Below are 17,827 nucleotides of genomic sequence, written 5' to 3'. Positions count from 1 at the left end.
GTCACCTTATGAAATATACTCAATATAGATAGATTTATTAACTTGTTTTGGGGTGATGCGAAGCCGGTCGGTTCGCTTGATGATGAGTCCTTTTTGGGCATTGATGGCCCGGCCGCTTTTTTCGATGGTGCAGTTGGACTGATTGATAAGCAATAATGAGTCACCTGCTGCTGGTTTAAAGATGATTTTATCGGTTTCTGCAAACTCTGGTGCCAGGGCCACAAGTTGATGGAGGCGGAATTTCCCTTTAAAGATTTTTAACTTTTTATATTGCGGGCTGCTTCTGTCACCGCTGACTTCATCCCGGATTTCAATCACCATTTGCCCGCTAAACCTGCGGTTTCTCACTTTCGATTTCGACCAAAGGAGGAAGGAGAGAGCCGCCAAAAGAATAATGCCAGCCGCACCTGCGGCGAAAGATAGCCAAGAAAGGGAGCCGCCGTCACCCCCGCCGCTGCCTGCAGCTTTACGTGGTTTCACCTCTATAGGAACAGAGGCTGTTGTTTGTAAAGTAATTTTCTGCGGTGCTGTCTGGCGGAAGAAGCTATTATCCTCTGCTTTCACAACAACTTCATAGGCAGAGGCACTTCCAAGCTTATACTTTCCTGTAAAGCCTTCTCCACCGCCTTTTAGCGCAAGTTCTTCCGTTTCCCCATTATCAAGATTCTTCACAAAGAGAGTGGCCTTCATCATTTGGTAGATGGCTGGATCCTTTACCGCAATTCCAGTGTCCTCCAAAAAGGCATTAATTTGAACCGTGTCACCGGCTTTGTAAATCCCCTTGGAGAGGGCGTTTAGTTTCAACTGTAAGTCATAGTTAAAAACTAGATTGATCCCGATTTTATCCTGTGGAACACCTTTCACCTTTAATGTCCAATCCCCCTCTAAAGGCTTCAGCAGTTTGACCATTGAATAGGTTCTAGATTGGGTCAGCAAAATCTGATTAGATGGAATCGCTGCTTCTTTGCCGGAAGGATCGATTAATTGAACTTCAACGGGCTGGTTAGAGATTAGGGATATATTTGCTTCTAGAACATTTTCATTTGGTACGGTAATCTTTACATCCTGGAACTCCCCATTTCCAACCAGCTGCTTGACCGGAACCACTTTTAGTTTTAGATGCCTGGCGAAGATTTCGCTTAGGATGGAGGGGAGCTGATTGGCTGAAGCTGCCTCAAAAAATTTACCGTTCGTGCTGTTTGCCACATTTGTAAGTACATCCTTGTTCAGCGTACCATCCGCGTTTAAGCCGATGGTATAGATCGGATAACCCTTTGCTTTTGCCTCATCGACCGCTGACTGGAGATTTTCGTTTGCCTCGGAGAGGGTTTTAGACTTATTCGGATTTAATTCGTTATTCCCATCGGCTAGCAGCACGATGAGCGGGACGAAATCCTCTTCATGGTCTGTTTCTAGTACCTTTACAGCTTCTAAAACCCCGGTGGATAAATCAGTATAGGTATATTTCTCAAGTGAGTCGATGAACGCCTTTAAGTCTTGCTTTTCCTCGGCAGAGTCAATTTTCACGAGGGACTTTTCACGCATCACCTCGTCTGAGTAGGCAATCACACCAATTTGATCCCCCTCAAGTGAGGCCATATCGATAAACATCTTCATCGCTTCATGGCTAATATCATTCGGATCGCTGGTTTTCATCGAATTACTGACGTCGACAACGAGCATTGCCTCCATCCGGGAAGTGGAATGTAACGGACTCTGAGCGCGTACACTTAAATAACTAAAGGTGCAGAAAATAATGGCCAGTATGATAAAACTACTAATTGATTTTTTTAACATATGGTGCAACCTCCACTAGCAGTCTTTGTTCCAAGCCTAACTCATCCCAATTGTTGTCATTATATTCCCAAGCTATATTCCCTAGAATTAAAAAGGTCCAAAAGATGTTCAGGAGAGATGAGCTGCCAAGCTCTTATTCTTAAAGGGAGGGGAAGTTATGTATGGATTGATCCTTGCGGGCATGTTCGTTTGCATACTAATTTTTAAAACCAAACTTCTACAAAAAAATAAACGCAGCAATGGAGATTTCGAAGATATTGATGAGGAATTAGTCATCATGCTGACAGAGGGTAATATCTTTGACTAATCAGACTGTAAATCTGTCTAAAAAGACTGTAGAAAACTACCTCTTTCAGAGACTGAAATTTTGTAAAAAGTGCCAGCGCTATTCGGTCCTCAGGACCAAGAAATGTCCAGAATGCGGCAGGCACTACAAAAAAGTCTCTAGTCTTGTCACGAAAATATTAATTAAGCGCGTACTGACTGAAACCACATGGATTCTAACGATGACTGCGCTCGCAGCCATGTTTGCCCCGGTGAAGCAAACCATCTATTGCCTGGCTGCGGGAGCCGTGTTTTGGGTCAGCTGCTTGGTCTTAACTGTACTCTTTTCAAAAAGTCAATTTTACTATCAGCTAAAAAAATCGTTAAGGAAGGACATTCGTAAAATCCAAGCAGGAATCAGGTTTGACTGTATGCAGGCGGAAGCAGAGGAGAGGGAGGGCAAGCTCGAAGAAGCCTATGATAAACTCCGTGAAATCGGTGAGTTTGTTCAAAGTGATGAATTGAAGAAAAAACAGGTGAAATTGTTAAACAAGTTGCCATTAAAAGCTGGTTCCGATTTTGACTTGGAAAGGCTGATTCCCGCATCCTACGATAAAAATTTTGTGAAATATTTATTGAAGGTAATAACAAACAATCGTGCCCAAATCACCAAAAGATGCATCGCTTATTGTGTCCAATACCGAAGGAACATTGAGCTTGATTTTGGAAAGGAGAAAATAGTTGCCATTGCTGATACGGCGTTACGAATGAAGCTGTATATTCTCGAATTCTCAGCATTTATTGAGGAATTTCTCGATTTTATGCCAAAAGTACGCCTGCTTAGGCTTTACAAGGTAATCCATAAAAATCCAAATGTGGATTGGGGTAAGCTTCAAAAAAGAACAATCGAACTAGTAGAAAGGAATTATTGTAATGACCCCGATTTTAAGATGTTTATGGGGCAGGAAAAAGTTACTAGTCATGCATAAAAAAAGGCCGAATGGGGTTTTTCCCAGTCGTCCTTCTTGTCATTTTTCCTTTTCCCAATCAGATATCGGTATAAACTGATTAAATATCCCAAGTGTCGTCATCCTTCCCTCTCCAACATCCGAAAAATCGGTTTTATAGATGGAGAAAACCACATAATCTGATTTCGTTGTCCCGGCATCAAAAATGGACTTACCTGCAATGGAGAGGATTCCCCTCTTTAGCAGGTTGGATGAATGATCCATTGTTTTCTGATTCACCCAGTCAATATATTCCGACCGTCCAGGATTTGTAACGGACATTACATAGAGGATGCCAACCAATAAAATCAAAGAAACAAAACGCCTCATATTTTTAACCTCCTATCCCCAAAAAATAGACCCGCGGCTTGTACCATCTTATGTACTGAAAACACAAAAAATCACTGGGTATACATGATAATAATGATATTTGTCTGCTGATATGTTAGATTATTACTATTATTATCTATTAATAAATTTGGTAAACATTTAAATCCTACCAACCTTAAAAGGAGAAAAAATAGTGAAACGAACCTGGAAGTGGATTTTAGGCTGTTTGGTATTTCTGCTTTTATTAAATGGATTTGGACTACTTACTGTGACCATCTTTAAATAAGCCAATAGGGCGGGAGTGACTCGGATGATAACCAATTTGACCAAACCAATTTCAAGCAAGTTACTCTTTGCTATGCTGGTAGTAACACTAGGGGCTGAAGTACTGCTTTACTTAACCCGCTACAGCTATTTAGCGGGCACATTGTATGATGCCATGATGGTATCCTCCTTTTTTGTCGGCCTGAAGTTACATCGGAGGATCAGCAGTTCTGAACCTCAACGAGTAACGAAACGGCAGCTTACCTTAAAGTTTACGGGGGCCTTCTTAGTTTTCTTTCTAGGAAGCACCATCATTAACATCTATTCAGCCAATACCTTTAACGATTTTAACGTTGAATACGATCAGTACATTCAAGATTATACGGACATGCAGGTGGAAATCGACGATTATCAGGCAGGTGGTAAATCAGAAGAAACAAAGAAAGAATCTTTGCTCACCTTTTTTGAAAAAGTAGATGCATTGGGGGCTGATTTATATACGGATACCCTTGCAGGTTTAGAGGAGGTATGGCGTCTGGCTTATATCATCCTGCTTTTGGCTCTTTGTAAAAAAATCTTTTCGAAAAGATGGGCAAGCGGGAGGAGAGACCTGTTTCTGATGCTTGCCTTATTCCTCACCTCTATTTTATTTGGGATTGATCATACATTGGATACAGTGGAGCCGTGGAGGGTGAAGATTGGAGCAATTGTTACCTTTGCCAATATGGGCTTATTATTTGGGTTGATTCTATTATGGACAAGAAATCTTTGGGTCACCGTCCTTGTCCATTCCCTTTACGATATTACCGCGACGCTTTCCTGGCACTATCTGGATTATGCAGTCGAACTGATGACCTTGGTGGTTTTAAGTGTCCACGTCTTCGTCCTTACCATTGAAAAGCTATCTACAAAAAAGCAGCCTCCACAGCTAGAAGCAGAAGAAAGTGTGCAGGCAGCCGAATAATAAAAAAAGGTTCCGCTTATTAGAAAAGGAACTGAAAAAGTCCATTTTATTAAAAGTTAGCCTGTGTAAAAGAACACTGTTGATTGGAGTGGAAGGCGGCGAAGACTCCTCGAAAATGCTGTCGCATTTTCTTCGTGCGTGGGCAGATTCAAGGATGCTAGTTCAATGTCCTGCGGGAGTACGGGGCAGGGGAGACCCCGCAGGCGTTTAAGCGCCGAGGAGGCTCCCCGGCACGCCCGCGGAAAGCGAAGCCGCCTGGAACGGAAATCAGCAGCGAATTTAGAACACAAACTAATTTTTTAGAGACTTTTTCAGTGCTCTCCTAATTATGCGAAGCCTTTTTTTACATAAATATCCTAATGGAGCTGATTCTTGTTTTTAACCTTCGATTCAAAGGTCCAATTTTTATTTAAAAAGAAGTTGATTCCCATCCCGAACACGGTAGCGATTAATTGAGATATATACTGATTCAAGCCAAGTTTGTTAACACATAAAAACAAGACTAAAGTATTAAAACTGAGAACGGCCAAATTAACGATTGTAAATTTGCCAAAAACAGACAGGCGGGTTTCTTTGAATTCAAACACCCATTTCTTATTCCAATAATAACTATTTAGTAGCCCAATCAAATAAGAAAGGATATTTGCGAGGATATAGTGCATGCCAAGCTTAACAAACAATATATAACATCCGATGGAAATCAGGGTATTAACGACTCCGACCAGACCGAATTTTATTAACCTTTTCATCCTAATACCTTCTATCCATTCAATTTGCTTACCTACATACTAATGATTTGTGAAAAGAAAAGCAAAACAGGACTATCGACCCTAACCGGATGATCAAGAAATGCATAAATATAAACGAAAGGAGAGGAAAAGTGTGAACATCATTCAACAATTGATTCCTGCTTCAAATAAAGACACACGACCGGGTATTCGAATGGTCCCTAAATACATTACCATCCATGAAACAGATAATCCAAGCCCGGGTGCAGATGCTGAAGCACATGCAAGACTCCAGCAGCGGGGAAATGACCGTTCCGCCTCCTGGCACTTACAAATTGATGACTCGGAAGCGATTCAATCTATCCCATTTAATGAGGTAGCATGGGCTGCTGGGGATGGAAGAAATGGTAAAGGGAATTCCTCATCGATTCATATCGAAATTTGTGTAAACAGTGATGGGGATTTTAGACAGGCAGTTGAAAATGCTGCGGAAGTAACTAAGCAATTGATGAGCACGTATAAAATTCCCCTTGCCAATGTGGTCCAGCACAATCGCTGGAGTGGAAAAAACTGTCCTAGAAACCTAAGAAATGGTGCTAAGGGGGTTACTTGGAGTGACTTTCTTAATCTGGTGAAAAGCGGGAAAGCTGAAGCTGTCCAAGCCATCCAGGCCAGACCGGTTCAAATTGGTCCCATTGAACCGGTGTTTGTTCACAGCAATACCATTATACAAAGAGTACGAGCTTTAGTGCAGACTGATATCCGCAGTGCGCCAAGTCATTCGGCCGGATTTGTCCGTGATACCAGGCCGGGGGAAGAGTTTAATGTCTTCGCGCGTGAAGGGGATTGGCACAATGTAGGTGGTGCGAACTGGATTGATGGTAATGGCGGGAAGAATCTTTATTGGATCGATAATCCAGCATCACCTTCGCAAGATGCCTTGAAAAGTGCTCCATATCCAGGCCATTTGATTCGCAGAGGATCAAAAGGGGAAGAGGTTAAGATGATTCAAAGGACCTTGGGGGTATCGCAGGTAGGATCTTTTGGCCCGAAGACAGAAGCGGCCGTTAAGGCCTTCCAAAAACGCAATGGATTAGCCGCAGATGGAATTGTTGGACAAAAGACTTGGGATGTGATGTTTGACTAAGACAACTCGCCAACCGGCGGGTTTTCTTTATGAGTATGATTCGGTTATGGAATTATAGCTGAATGATGGTATTATAGAGTAGTGATTTTCGAAACTATGAATTTTTCTGGTTTTGGCCCATTATTCAAAGAATGGAGAGCAACTACAGTTGGAAAGCAAAAATACATTTTTTAAAGGAACATTTTATGTTTTTCTCATTAAACTATTAGGGTCCGGATTAGCTTTTTTAAGTCAAGTCGTTTTAAGTAAATCATTAGGGATCGAAGCCTATGGTTCATTAAGTATATTTTTATCCTTTGCCAATATTCTAATGGTCCTGCCGCTAATCGGTATGGATACGGGGATCATTCGAAGTGTGGCCGGGACCGATGAAAAAAGCCAACGGAAATGGTTTCTAAAAATATCGACAATCATTACTACGCTTCTCTTGGTTTTGGTATTATCCATTGTGTGGATAGTTAAAACGCCATTATTTCATTCATTCAAATTAGACGCAGATTTAGGAATATACCTATTGCTGTATGTCATTATCTTGTCCTATTCTAAAATATTGGATGGTTTTTTTCAGGGAGAAAAACGGACGGTTCTGGCGAACATCTTTAACCCTTTTCTAAATAATTTACTTAAAATCGTCCTTTTGGTTGCTGTGTTTTATATCACTAAAGGATTGCAGGCAGCAGTTATGGTCCTGCTTGGGGTTGAAATGGTATTGGTGGTCATTCGGTATATCTATATTTTTAAGGAGTATTCCGATGTAAAATCTGCGGCAAAAGGCCGTGTGAACGAATACATACGTTATTCCGTCCCGCTCTTCTTTGTTGCTTCTATTTCCATCGTCCTCGTCTCCTTGGATAAGTTTATTTTAAGTTATATGATGGGGAATTTTGAGGTAGGGATCTTGCGTATTTTTGAAAATTACTCAGCAATCTTGGCTTTGTTTGTCGCTCCTTTTGTGACAATGTGGCCGATTATGTCCGAGTATTATCAAAACAATAAAATGGATGAGCTGAAAGACCTGTTTAAACAGTCGACTCTTGTCATTGCGGCATTAATTTTACCTGCATGGGTCACGCTTACCATCTGTACAGAAGAGATCCTGCAAATATTTGGCGTGGATGCCTCGCATGTCAGCAATATCACTTTAATTATGTTCTTGTTCTTCCTTGGGACCGTATATGATGCCATTATTGGCCCTGCTGGCGCCCTTTTAAGCATGACCAAGTATTCAAAAATTAATTTGATCAATAATATCTTATTATTTGTCTTGAATGTTCTGCTGAGTTTGATTTTAATCAGCAAAATCGGACTTTTAGGTGCGGCCGTTTCCTTCTCTGTTTCTAAAATATTTATCAATACTTTAAATGTGTATCAAAATAAACGTCTGTTTAACTTATTTCCTTATGGGAAAATGCACTTTCTGTTAATTGCTGCCGGGATTCCCATTTACTATGCAGGCGCCTGGGTCAAACAGGGGCTGCACGCCGGGTCCATCCTAACGATTATCGTTGTTGGTGTCCTGGCATATCTATTGTATTTAGCCTTTTTTATCTTAATCAATAAAGAAACAGCCAAGAAAGTCCTCCTTCAGGTAAAGAAGAAGCTTGGTTAAGAAGTTGAAATGGATAAAAGTCTTGATTATCCGGCAAGTATTGTTTTAGTATGGGTAGGTAAGAATATAAAAAATATACAATTTTAAAGGATAAAAGTATTTTTTTCTGCAGCTTGGAACCATTAAATAAACAGGTAAGAGGGTATAAAATGAAAAAAGTCATTACTTACGGTACATTTGATTTATTGCATTATGGACATATTAACCTTTTGAGAAGAGCAAAAGATTTAGGTGATTATTTAATCGTTGGACTTTCTTCAGATGAATTTAATGATATTAAAGGAAAGAAATCTTATTTTTCTTATGACCAGCGAAAGTTACTATTAGAATCAATTGTTTATGTCGACGAAGTGGTACCTGAAATGAATTGGGAACAAAAACGCAGCGATATCTTGAATAATGATGTTCAAACTTTTGTGATGGGGAACGACTGGGAAGGAAAGTTCGATGATCTTTCCGATATTTGCGAAGTGGTGTATCTGCCGCGGACAGAAGGCATTTCGACAACAAAAGTGAAAACCGATTTAAATAAACAAAGGTGAGACATGAAATATTATATCAAGCAGTTTATTAATATCATTTTTTATTTGATCAGCTGTTTAGTGGTAAAAAAGAAGAATCGGATTGTTTTTGGTGCCTGGTTTGGCGATAGGTATGGGGATAATCCAAGGTTTCTCGTGGAGTGGCTTTCAGAGCATCGTCCTTCTGAATTTGAATTAATTTGGATTGGGAAAGAACCCGTCTTCACGCAAATCAGCAATCATGATCATATTAGATTTTATAAAAAGAACTCACTGACAGCTATGTATTATGCGATTACAGCCAAGTATGCATTTTTTTCTCATTCCCATACGGACATTTCCAATTTAAATATTTTTGGAAAGTGTATCACGGTCCAGCTTTGGCATGGGATTCCTTTAAAACGGATTGGTGATGACGCGATAGGCTACCAGAGCCAAGAGGGGCTATTTAGTCAATTTAAGAAAAAGAATATGGACAACTATCGTTATTATATTTCTTCTTCACAGGAAAATGCGGATAAGCTGTTAAGTGCCTTTCAAAGTTTTAATATAACAAGAGATAAAATTCTCTCAATCGGCCAGCCGCGAAATGATTTTTTAATAGAGCAAAAAGATCAATCCTATCGCTATAAAAAGAAGCTCTATGATTTATTACCTGAAATAAAAGATAAGACAATTATTACGTATATGCCGACGTTTCGTGATGCGACAGGGAAAAATTTTTCCTTTCAATTGTTAACAGGAAAAGATCAAGAAAGACTGGAAGGAGTCCTTAAAAAGCATAATGCCGTAATAGTAGAGAAAAATCATTATGCTGAATCAGGTGCTGTTCAAGGACAAGCTGCTGTCTCTCCTAATATTCTATCGATTTCCAAGCTTCCATTTGACTCACAGGAGTTGCTTTTGGCAACAGATGTCTTAGTTACAGATTACTCCAGCTGCTATTTTGACTTTTTATTGTTAGACAGACCGATTATTCATTATGCCTTTGATTATCAATCCTATGGAAGTGTCGACCGGGGCTTCTATTATGATTTAGAAAAGGTCTGTGGCGGTTCTTTAGTCATGACGGAGGAAGACCTTGTTGCATCCTTGGAGGAAAATTTGACTTCACCAGATTTGCATAAGGCTGATCGTACGAAGGTGATTGAGTTTCTTTTAAATGATGAAACAGGAATTAGTAATGAAGAACTATACAAGCGAGTATTAAGTACGAAACCTGAAGCTATGAAGGCTTACTCCTAAACTAAGGAGTAAGCCTTTTTTAATTTAGGCTGTGTTAATTATGAATGTTGATTTCCGCTCCAGGCGGCAAGCGGTTCGCGGGCGTGCCGGGGAGCCTCCTCGGCGCTGAAAGCGCCTGCGGGGTCTCCCCTGCCCCGTACTCCCGCAGGAGTCTACGCCGCCTTCCACTCCAATCAACATGCTGAAAATCAACAATTTCCTTTAACACAGCCTTAATTTTAAAAAAACGAAGTTTCCTCTTTTGTAAATTGTTGGCGGTTTTACACATATTTTGTCGATATTTCATTGTTTACAATCTAATAGTTTGGTAGAATTTAAAGTAGGTCTTTAGAAATAGATTAAAATATATAGAGGAGATGGGGAGAATTAAACGCAAGTTAACTGAATATGTATTTTTGGCATCCTTTTTTGCCATTCTATTAATCTTCCACGGCAATATAGCTTCAGCTGCTGGTGTTCTAGCACCAAAAGGAACCTTGGAAACACCGCTCTCGAGTTCCACCCTTAAAGGGATCAGCGTTGTCAAAGGCTGGTTCTTGGATGGAAACGGAGTGGCGAAAGTTGACATATTGGTAGATGGAAAAATTGTAGCCCAAGCAAAGTACGGGATTGCACGTTCTGATGTATTAAAGGCGTATCCAGCTTATAAAAATGGAAACGCTGGATATCAGTATTCCTTAAATACAGCGGCCCTAGCCAATGGCCAGCACACTCTGACCGTTAGGGAAACAGGGAAAACAGGCGTGAAGACCGAACTTAAACGGCTGGTTAACGTTCAGAACGCAGTCCAAAATACCGTTCAATCCTTACCGGCTAAAGGCTCCATTGATGTGCCGGCGAATGGCGCGGCAGTTAAAGGCAGCACAGTTGTCCGCGGCTGGTTTTTAGATGGAAGCGGAGCGGCTAAGGTTGAGGTGCTGGTGGATGGAAAAATCCTCGGTCAAGCACAGTATGGTTTAGCCCGTACGGATGTGGCCAAGGCGTATTCTGGCTATAATAATGCAAATGCTGGATACGAATACACCCTCAATACAACGGCACTTACCAATGGCCAGCACACCCTGACCGTCAGGGAAACAGGGAAAAATGGTAAAAGGAACGAGCTTAAACGTCTGGTGAATATCCAGAATGCTGCTCAAAACACGGTTACTAACACGGCTCAGACTCTATCTGTCAGAGGCACCGTTGATGCACCAGCGAATGGCGCGACGGTCAAAGGCAGCACAGTTGTCCGCGGCTGGTTTTTAGATGGAAGCGGAGTGGCGAAGGTTGAGGCATTAGTCGATGGGAAACTTCTCGGTCAAGCAGAGTATGGTTTAGCCCGTACAGATGTGGCCAAGGCGTATCCTGCCTATAAAAATGCCAATGCTGGATACCAATACACCCTCAATACGACGGCACTTACCAATGGCCAGCACACCCTGACCATTCGGGAGACGGGGAAAAATGGAAAGACGACCGAGCTTAAACGTCTTATCAACATCCAAAACACTGTAGCCAATCCCGTTCAGAACTTACCTGTAAGAGGGATCATTGATGTACCAGCGAATGGCGCGACGGTCAAAGGCAGCACGGTTGTCCGCGGCTGGTTTTTAGATACTAGCGCAGTGGCGGAGATTGAGATAATGGTAGATGGGAAACTCCTCGGTCAGGCGCAGTATGGTTTAGCCCGTACGGATGTGGCCAAGGCATATCCTCTTTATAAAAATGCGAATGCTGGCTATCAATACACCCTCAATACGACAGCACTTACCAATGGCCAGCACACCCTGACCGTCAGGGAGACAGGGAAAAATGGAGTGATGAAGGAGTTAAACCGCCTCTTCACAGTTCAAAACATTGTTCAAAAGTTACCTGTAAGAGGAACCGTTGATGAACCAAAGAACGATTCCCAGGTTAAAGGCAATACACTTATCCGCGGCTGGTTCTTAGATCAAAACGGAGTGGCAAAGGTTGAAGTGTTAGTGGATGGAAAAATCACCGGTCAAGCAAAGTATGGCCTAGCCCGTACGGATGTGGCAGCAGCCTATCCTGCTTATAAAAATGCCAATTCCGGCTACCAATACACGTTAAACACGGCAAATCTCTCAAATGGCCAGCACACCTTAACAGTCCGAGAGACAGGGAAAACCGGTGTGAAAACCGAGCTTACACGTACGATAACTGTTCGGAATCTGATTGCAATAGGATCTTTGGAGTCTCCTAAGAATGGGACGACAGTTAAAGGGTCCACTCTTATCAGCGGCTGGTATTTAGACGGAAGCGGAGTATCACAGGTTGAAATTTCAATTGATGGAAAAATCATCGGTCAAGCGCAGTATGGCCTAGTCCGTACGGATGTGGCAGCCTCCTATCCCGCCTATAACAATACAAATGCCAGTTATCAATACACCCTTAACACGCTGCAGTTTTCGGATGGCCAGCATACCATAACTGTTAAGGAAACCGGGAAAAATGGCGGAGTCAGTACTATTTCTACTCAGATTACGATTGGAAATGGAAATCTATACGCTGTCCTAAACTTGAAGAAACCAGCTAACATAACAGCAGCAGGAATTGTGGCTTTCTTTAACGCTAAAAATCCAAGTAGTCCGCTAAAGGATTATGCCCAAGGTTTTATTAATGCTCAGAATTTATATGGTGTGAATGCCCTTTATTTAGTCGCACATGCGATATGGGAGACCGGCTGGGGAGGATCGGATTTAATAACCTATAAACATAACCTTTATGGTTACGGGGCCTATGATGTTTGCCCGTTTACATGCGGTTATTACTTCCCAACCGTGCAGGATAGTATTAATAAAGTAGCATATCAGGTTAGACAGGATTACCTCGAAGAAAGTGGCGCTTACTACAATGGTCCTACCTTAACGGGGATGAATGTCAGATATGCTACCGATCAAAATTGGAAAACTGGAATAGCAAACCTAATGGAAAGCATTCAATCATATGACTCTTCGTATTATTGGAATAGACAGGAGCTAACGATGACAGCAAGTGCTCCGCCAGTTAACGGAAGGGATATTCCAGCAGGGAATCCTTACCCGGCAAATAAGATCATCAATTTCCCAACTGGAATTTTGGCGAAAACCAATAGTTATTCGGTGAATTTTAGATCACTGCCGTATGTATCATCATCAACCATTTTGGAATCACTCGACCTATTCACAGTTGTGACAGTTAACGGATATAATACCGATGTATATTACAATCCATCAAGTTTAAATTATAATTCTTACCGTTGGTTCCGTGTCGGGGTGAATGGCCGGAGCGGCTGGTTGAATGGACAAAATATTACGATTGTTAATTTGCTGCAGGTGAACAGTGATGTCGATAGTTTACGAATTCGCAGCAGTGCTTCTACAAGTTCGGATTCGACCGTATTAACGTCTGTTGCAAGTGGAACATACCTAAAAGCAGTAACCAGTAATGATAACCTAGTTTCTAGTAATGGCTGGTATCAAGTCTACCTTCCTAATTCAACACAAACAGGCTGGGTTTCAGGAGAATTTGTGAAGCAAATTATTCACTAAATATATAAAAAAAATCCTTTAGGTCTTAGCCTAAAGGATTTTTTTTATTAGATTATTCGATGCTGTCCACTGTTTGTTGGGTTAAACCTAAATGTTCACGCAACTGGTTAGAAAGTTCTTGTCTTGTTTCATCGTCTACATAGTAGTACCAAATTCCATCAACAATTTTCCCTTCGCCGTCCACCTGAAGACTGTCCATTTTTTCAGCAGCAGGTTTATACGTAGATTGAATGCCGATCATATCATCAAGCGTAAGGTTGGTTTTTATATTATCTTCGAGTGCTTCCAAAATGTCGTCGTATTTGGTAAGGGTAGAAAATGATTTTCCTTTTGCGACAATTTTAGAGATAACCTCCCGCTGGCGTTGTTGGCGTCCAAAATCGCCTAGTGGGTCCTGGTGTCTCATTCTCGCATACATAAGAGCCTCTGTACCATTTAAATGGTACTTTCCAACATCAAGGGAAACTCCGTCTAATTCAAATGCATATTTATTGTTTACATCAATACCTCCAACGGCATCGACAATACCTTTGAAGCTTTCCATATTTACTTTAATATAATAATCAATTGGTATATTTAAAAAGTTCTCGACTGTAGCAATGCTTTCTTCGATTCCCCCGTAGGCATAAGCCGCATTGATTTTATCGTATCGTTTCTTATTCGGATTGTCTGGATTTATTAATAATGTTCTTGTATCACGAGGGATACTTAATAGTTTAGTAGATTTTGTTTTAGGGTTAATGGTAGCCACAATCATCGAGTCTGTCCGGCCGCTGTCGCCCTCCCGCTCATCTACCCCTACTAATAAAATGGAGATTGGATCGGAATTATTAAATTCGACCTGTGTTTCCCGCTTTGCGGAAACTTCCCTTGAAAGAGGTGAAGTCATCTTATTCACAGCCTTAGCTACATTATGAAACACACTGTATGCATAAGTAGCGCCGCCTGCCAAAAGGATAACAAGAAATAGCAATGTAACACGAAGCCATTTTACCTTTCTTCTCTTCCCCTGCTTAAGGCTCGATCTAGTTCTATTCATTTATATAATTCCCTTCTAAAGGTATTGATGTTAAAAGAAATACTAAGGGATATTATAATATTGAACAGTCTTAAGTTCAACAGGATTTAAAAAAATCCTCCATAAAAGTACAAGTTTCGCCACAATGATGCTATAATTTACACTTGGTAAGTTGACCATTGAGGAATTAATCATTAACTGTAAGGTTTTTCTAAATATACCTGCAAGATTACTTCCTAAAAAGGTTTAGCCTAGACATAAAAATTATGAGATGAAAGTGTGTGAAAAAAGTGTCTAATGCAAAAGTTGCAATTAGTATTGTGACCTACAATAGTAAACATATCTTTGACGTTTTAGATAATCTGAAAAAAGAATTTGGCCAAGATAGAAACTTTCGCTTTGTAATATTCGATAACCATTCCAATGAGGACTACCAACAGCAGCTTCGTGAGTATATGGATTTTGCAGAGATCACCTTCTATCATGAGAACAATGGTTTTGGATTTGGCCACAACTATAATTTATTGCATGCGGAGGAAAAGTATTTCCTAGTCTTTAATCCAGATATCGTTCTGGTAAGAAACGATTTACTTAAAATGATTGATATGATGGAAAAAGATCCATCGATTGCTTTATTAGTGCCAAAGGTGCTAAATCCTGATGGGACGGTACAGCATTTGATGCGTGACCGCGTATCAGTCTTTGACTATGCGCTCCGTTTTGTCCCTTTTCATTTTGTGAAAAAAATGTTTCACAAACGATTAGCCTCCTATGAACTAAGAAACATTTCTGATGATCACGATGTGGATATCCGGATTGGTTCCGGCTGTTTTATGTTATTGAGAGGTCAGGATTTTAAAGAAGTCGGCGGATTTGATGACCGCTATTTTATGTATTTTGAGGATTATGATCTTTGCCTTGAACTGAAAAAACGAAATAGAAGAATTGTCTATACTCCTTTTTCCCACGTGGTCCATTATTATGAAAGAGGAGCACATAAGAATAAAAAATTGTTTAAGATTTTTATGCAATCGATGTATAAATATTTTAATAAATGGGGATGGCGTTTGTTTTAAGGCTGGAAATGTTTGGGGTTGATTGATGAGATTATCTCCATCAGATTTAGATAAAAATAAAAAAAATGCCAGCACTCTCGGACCAATTTCTTTTGGCACGAGGTAATAGGAGAGGGTTATTTTTATGAATAGATTTGAAAAAGTATTGTTGACGATCTTTTTTATTGAAGTGTTTGTAGGCGGCGGCGGCCGGCTAATTGATTTTGGGATACTATCCATTCGTCAAGTGTTGTTTTTACTGTTGATATTGGTCTATCTGTTTCGACTTATCAAAGAAAAAGCGGTGTTTAATAGAGAAATCAATACATTTTTCCGTCTGAATCCGGTCACAATCGGGGTTTATTTGCTGCTTGGATGGTTTGTCGTAAGCTCCGTTATCGGCGTATTACACGGACACTCGTTAGGTGCCATTGTCACCGATTTTCTGAGGGTATCATACTTTATCGTTTATTTTCCATTGGCCTATTATATTTCTAAAGAACGATTCTCTCTTGAGCGAATCATTACATTATTAAAATATTCTGCACTTACTGTTGCCCTTTTTACGATTATAATCTCATTGATTGGAAAGACCATTGTTCCTGCACCGGATGATTTTAAGCCCTACTATGACTTTTTAAATCGGGTGTTTCCCGGGGATCTGTTCTTTAGACCAAGTCACAGTGTTTTTTATAAGAGCCACTTCTTTGTATTGGTTGGATTGGTGATTGCTTTAAATGACCTCTTCAATAAAAGTAAGAGCAAGCTCAGCATTGCCATTGTCATATTTGCTTCCATCTCTGTCCTTTGGTCAGAAACTAGGGGTTTCCTATTAGCCTTTATGCTAAGTGTATTTATGATTATCGTGTTAGACATTAAAGTTCTTGTCGATCCAATCAAGGGGATGGCAAGGAAAATCCAAAAGTTGTTTCACAATAAGCAATTTATTAAGAAATTTGCTATTTTAGTTATGGTGTTTGTTGCTGTTCCATTCTTGTATAAATATATGACACTCGAACGGTTTGAAGTGGTCAAGGTCGATCCATCTGCGAATGTTCAGCCAAATACGGAACTTGGGGAACAAGAGACAGAAGTCAATGATATAAGTGTGAACCACCGGATTGAATTTATTACTGCTTCTAAAGACATTTTAGTGCATCCTGCAAACCTAGTTTTCGGGACAGGTTATGGAACGGAAATAGCAGGCAGGGTTACTGGAATAGAAATGAGTTTTCTAGATATTTTGGTAGAACAGGGGTTAATCGGACTCGGTATCTGGGGTTTCTTATTTTTGATTATTTACTTTAATTACTATCTTGCCTACAAAAAAGGGCATCATTTATCAACCCTTGATGTCTCGTTATTAGCGGTATTTATGGGTGTGTTATTACTGACAAATATTAACCCTTTTATTAATAATCCGATTGGAATGAGCTTCTTCCTTGTTCTTTTAATTGTGTCCCAACAAAAAAAGGAATTAAAAGATGAGGTACTTCAATGAAAGTCACGGCTGTAATGGTTCTATATAAACAAGCTGTTGAAGAAAGCAAAACATACCGAACTTTACGAAAAACCCTGTTGAAAAAGGAAAATTTTTCCCATGAATTAGAACTAATCATTTATGATAATAGTCCAGAAAAGCAGGATTTCTCCCCTGATCATGACAAGGAGATCTCCATTGAGTATATTCATGATCCCCGCAATTTAGGGATTGCGGCTGCTTACAATTTTGCCTGGTCCATGGCAGCTAATAACGGGAGTGATTGGCTGCTTCTGTTAGATCACGATACCCAATTGACGAAGGACTATGCCCGAGCATTAGACGGCATGTCGGAAATAGATTCGGCTGTTGCTGCAGTGGTGCCGAAGATTACAAGTAACGGCACGATGATTTCTCCTGTATACAGCCGTTATCTGCGTCCCTTAGCTGGGGAGCAGCCACAGACGGGGCTTCAACCCGAACCGGTCATGGCGATCAATTCAGGTTCATTGATCAGGCTCGGATTTTTAACGGAGATTGGTGGGTTTAATTCGGCTTTTCCACTGGATTATTTAGATCATTGGCTATTTCATGAGATTTATAGACAGAGTCGTAAGGTTTGGGTACTGCCGGTTGTTCTTGAACATGAATTATCTGTGATGGATTACAGCCAGGTTTCGATAGGCCGTTATAAAAGTATTTTGGATTCAGAAATTAACTTTTACAAAAATTACAAAATGGATCTATATTCATCCTATCGGAAACAGCTAGTGATGAGATTTTTTAAACAAGTATTAACGGTTAAAAATAAAAAAATTGCCATGTATACGTTAAAGAGGATCTTGAACAGGAAAGAGGGTTAACT

15 protein-coding genes are annotated in these 17,827 nt (G+C 40.4%); 11 read left to right on the top strand and 4 right to left on the bottom strand.

Translation table 11 applies throughout. The annotated features are described in order from the left end of the window. Positions 1 to 6: 6 nt before the first annotated feature. The gene (locus GXK58_RS11235) at positions 7 to 1,797 is read right to left on the bottom strand and encodes a VWA domain-containing protein (protein WP_160722753.1); all 1,791 of its coding nucleotides are present in this window, start codon (positions 1,795 to 1,797) and stop codon (positions 7 to 9) included. Positions 1,798 to 1,954: 157 nt separating this feature from the next. On the opposite strand from GXK58_RS11235, the gene GXK58_RS11230 reads away from it, so the two are divergent. Next, positions 1,955 to 2,104 carry a hypothetical protein gene (locus tag GXK58_RS11230; RefSeq protein ID WP_160722751.1) on the top strand — a complete coding sequence of 50 codons (150 nt, stop codon included), beginning with the start codon at positions 1,955 to 1,957 and terminating at the stop codon, positions 2,102 to 2,104. Then, positions 2,097 to 3,050 (top strand): hypothetical protein, encoded by a 954-nt coding sequence (locus tag GXK58_RS11225; RefSeq protein ID WP_160722749.1) that lies wholly within the window; start codon positions 2,097 to 2,099, stop codon positions 3,048 to 3,050. Before GXK58_RS11230 ends, GXK58_RS11225 begins: the two co-directional genes overlap by 8 nt. A gap of 39 nt (positions 3,051 to 3,089) precedes the next feature. On the opposite strand, the gene GXK58_RS11220 is transcribed toward GXK58_RS11225, so the two are convergent. After that, positions 3,090 to 3,398 (bottom strand): DUF4359 domain-containing protein, encoded by a 309-nt coding sequence (locus tag GXK58_RS11220; RefSeq protein ID WP_160722747.1) that lies wholly within the window; start codon positions 3,396 to 3,398, stop codon positions 3,090 to 3,092. Between the two features lie 310 nt (positions 3,399 to 3,708). Here GXK58_RS11220 and GXK58_RS11215 point away from each other — a divergent pair, with 310 nt between their 5' ends. Then, on the top strand, positions 3,709 to 4,626 hold the full coding sequence (locus tag GXK58_RS11215; RefSeq protein WP_160722745.1) for a CPBP family intramembrane glutamic endopeptidase: 918 nt from the start codon (positions 3,709 to 3,711) through the stop codon (positions 4,624 to 4,626). A gap of 356 nt (positions 4,627 to 4,982) precedes the next feature. On the opposite strand, the gene GXK58_RS11210 is transcribed toward GXK58_RS11215, so the two are convergent. Continuing rightward, the gene (locus GXK58_RS11210) at positions 4,983 to 5,375 is read right to left on the bottom strand and encodes a GtrA family protein (protein WP_160722743.1); all 393 of its coding nucleotides are present in this window, start codon (positions 5,373 to 5,375) and stop codon (positions 4,983 to 4,985) included. Between the two features lie 133 nt (positions 5,376 to 5,508). Here GXK58_RS11210 and GXK58_RS27525 point away from each other — a divergent pair, with 133 nt between their 5' ends. The 5 genes from GXK58_RS27525 to GXK58_RS11185 all read left to right on the top strand — a co-directional run bounded on the left by GXK58_RS27525 (position 5,509) and on the right by GXK58_RS11185 (position 13,409). Beyond that, positions 5,509 to 6,501, top strand: coding sequence for an N-acetylmuramoyl-L-alanine amidase (locus tag GXK58_RS27525; RefSeq protein ID WP_160722741.1), 993 nt, complete (start codon positions 5,509 to 5,511; stop codon positions 6,499 to 6,501). A 148-nt stretch (positions 6,502 to 6,649) separates the two neighbouring features. Beyond that, positions 6,650 to 8,110 carry an oligosaccharide flippase family protein gene (locus tag GXK58_RS11200; RefSeq protein ID WP_160722739.1) on the top strand — a complete coding sequence of 487 codons (1,461 nt, stop codon included), beginning with the start codon at positions 6,650 to 6,652 and terminating at the stop codon, positions 8,108 to 8,110. Between the two features lie 149 nt (positions 8,111 to 8,259). Continuing rightward, positions 8,260 to 8,652 (top strand): glycerol-3-phosphate cytidylyltransferase, encoded by a 393-nt coding sequence (gene tagD / locus GXK58_RS11195; protein WP_160722737.1) that lies wholly within the window; start codon positions 8,260 to 8,262, stop codon positions 8,650 to 8,652. 3 nt (positions 8,653 to 8,655) lie between these two features. Continuing rightward, positions 8,656 to 9,876 carry a CDP-glycerol glycerophosphotransferase family protein gene (locus tag GXK58_RS11190; protein WP_160722735.1) on the top strand — a complete coding sequence of 407 codons (1,221 nt, stop codon included), beginning with the start codon at positions 8,656 to 8,658 and terminating at the stop codon, positions 9,874 to 9,876. A 356-nt stretch (positions 9,877 to 10,232) separates the two neighbouring features. Next, positions 10,233 to 13,409, top strand: coding sequence for an Ig-like domain-containing protein (locus GXK58_RS11185; RefSeq protein ID WP_160722733.1), 3,177 nt, complete (start codon positions 10,233 to 10,235; stop codon positions 13,407 to 13,409). 52 nt (positions 13,410 to 13,461) lie between these two features. Here GXK58_RS11185 and GXK58_RS11180 read toward each other — a convergent pair whose 3' ends face one another. Beyond that, a complete protein-coding gene (locus tag GXK58_RS11180) occupies positions 13,462 to 14,448 on the bottom strand; it encodes an LCP family glycopolymer transferase (protein ID WP_160722731.1) in 987 nt (328 codons plus the stop codon). A gap of 260 nt (positions 14,449 to 14,708) precedes the next feature. Here GXK58_RS11180 and GXK58_RS11175 point away from each other — a divergent pair, with 260 nt between their 5' ends. From GXK58_RS11175 to GXK58_RS11165, 3 genes are all read left to right on the top strand, one after another. Further along, positions 14,709 to 15,503 carry a glycosyltransferase family 2 protein gene (locus tag GXK58_RS11175; RefSeq protein WP_202171335.1) on the top strand — a complete coding sequence of 265 codons (795 nt, stop codon included), beginning with the start codon at positions 14,709 to 14,711 and terminating at the stop codon, positions 15,501 to 15,503. A 124-nt stretch (positions 15,504 to 15,627) separates the two neighbouring features. Continuing rightward, the gene (locus GXK58_RS11170) at positions 15,628 to 16,983 is read left to right on the top strand and encodes an O-antigen ligase family protein (RefSeq protein WP_160722729.1); all 1,356 of its coding nucleotides are present in this window, start codon (positions 15,628 to 15,630) and stop codon (positions 16,981 to 16,983) included. After that, positions 16,980 to 17,825: a glycosyltransferase gene (locus tag GXK58_RS11165; protein WP_160722727.1), complete on the top strand. Its 846-nt coding sequence runs from the start codon at positions 16,980 to 16,982 to the stop codon at positions 17,823 to 17,825. The genes GXK58_RS11170 and GXK58_RS11165 overlap by 4 nt, the downstream gene beginning before the upstream one ends. Positions 17,826 to 17,827 lie beyond the last annotated feature (2 nt).

Origin of the sequence: Bacillus sp. USDA818B3_A (genome assembly GCF_009928415.1) — a bacterium.
Lineage (GTDB): Bacteria > Bacillota > Bacilli > Bacillales > Cytobacillaceae > Neobacillus.
This window is presented reverse-complemented; position numbering and strand designations above follow the sequence as displayed.

Excerpts from the sequence above, each read along its gene's own strand:
- GXK58_RS11165 (WP_160722727.1), top strand. The coding sequence starts at position 16,980 with ATGAAAGTCACGGCTGTAATGGTTCTATATAAACAAGCTGTTGAAGAA.
- GXK58_RS11220 (WP_160722747.1), bottom strand. The coding sequence starts at position 3,398 with ATGAGGCGTTTTGTTTCTTTGATTTTATTGGTTGGCATCCTCTATGTA.
- GXK58_RS11190 (WP_160722735.1), top strand. The coding sequence starts at position 8,656 with ATGAAATATTATATCAAGCAGTTTATTAATATCATTTTTTATTTGATC.
- GXK58_RS11210 (WP_160722743.1), bottom strand. The coding sequence starts at position 5,375 with ATGAAAAGGTTAATAAAATTCGGTCTGGTCGGAGTCGTTAATACCCTG.
- GXK58_RS11170 (WP_160722729.1), top strand. The coding sequence starts at position 15,628 with ATGAATAGATTTGAAAAAGTATTGTTGACGATCTTTTTTATTGAAGTG.
- GXK58_RS11185 (WP_160722733.1), top strand. The coding sequence starts at position 10,233 with ATGGGGAGAATTAAACGCAAGTTAACTGAATATGTATTTTTGGCATCC.
- tagD (WP_160722737.1), top strand. The coding sequence starts at position 8,260 with ATGAAAAAAGTCATTACTTACGGTACATTTGATTTATTGCATTATGGA.
- GXK58_RS11235 (WP_160722753.1), bottom strand. The coding sequence starts at position 1,797 with ATGTTAAAAAAATCAATTAGTAGTTTTATCATACTGGCCATTATTTTC.
- GXK58_RS11180 (WP_160722731.1), bottom strand. The coding sequence starts at position 14,448 with ATGAATAGAACTAGATCGAGCCTTAAGCAGGGGAAGAGAAGAAAGGTA.
- GXK58_RS11230 (WP_160722751.1), top strand. The coding sequence starts at position 1,955 with ATGTATGGATTGATCCTTGCGGGCATGTTCGTTTGCATACTAATTTTT.
- GXK58_RS11215 (WP_160722745.1), top strand. The coding sequence starts at position 3,709 with ATGATAACCAATTTGACCAAACCAATTTCAAGCAAGTTACTCTTTGCT.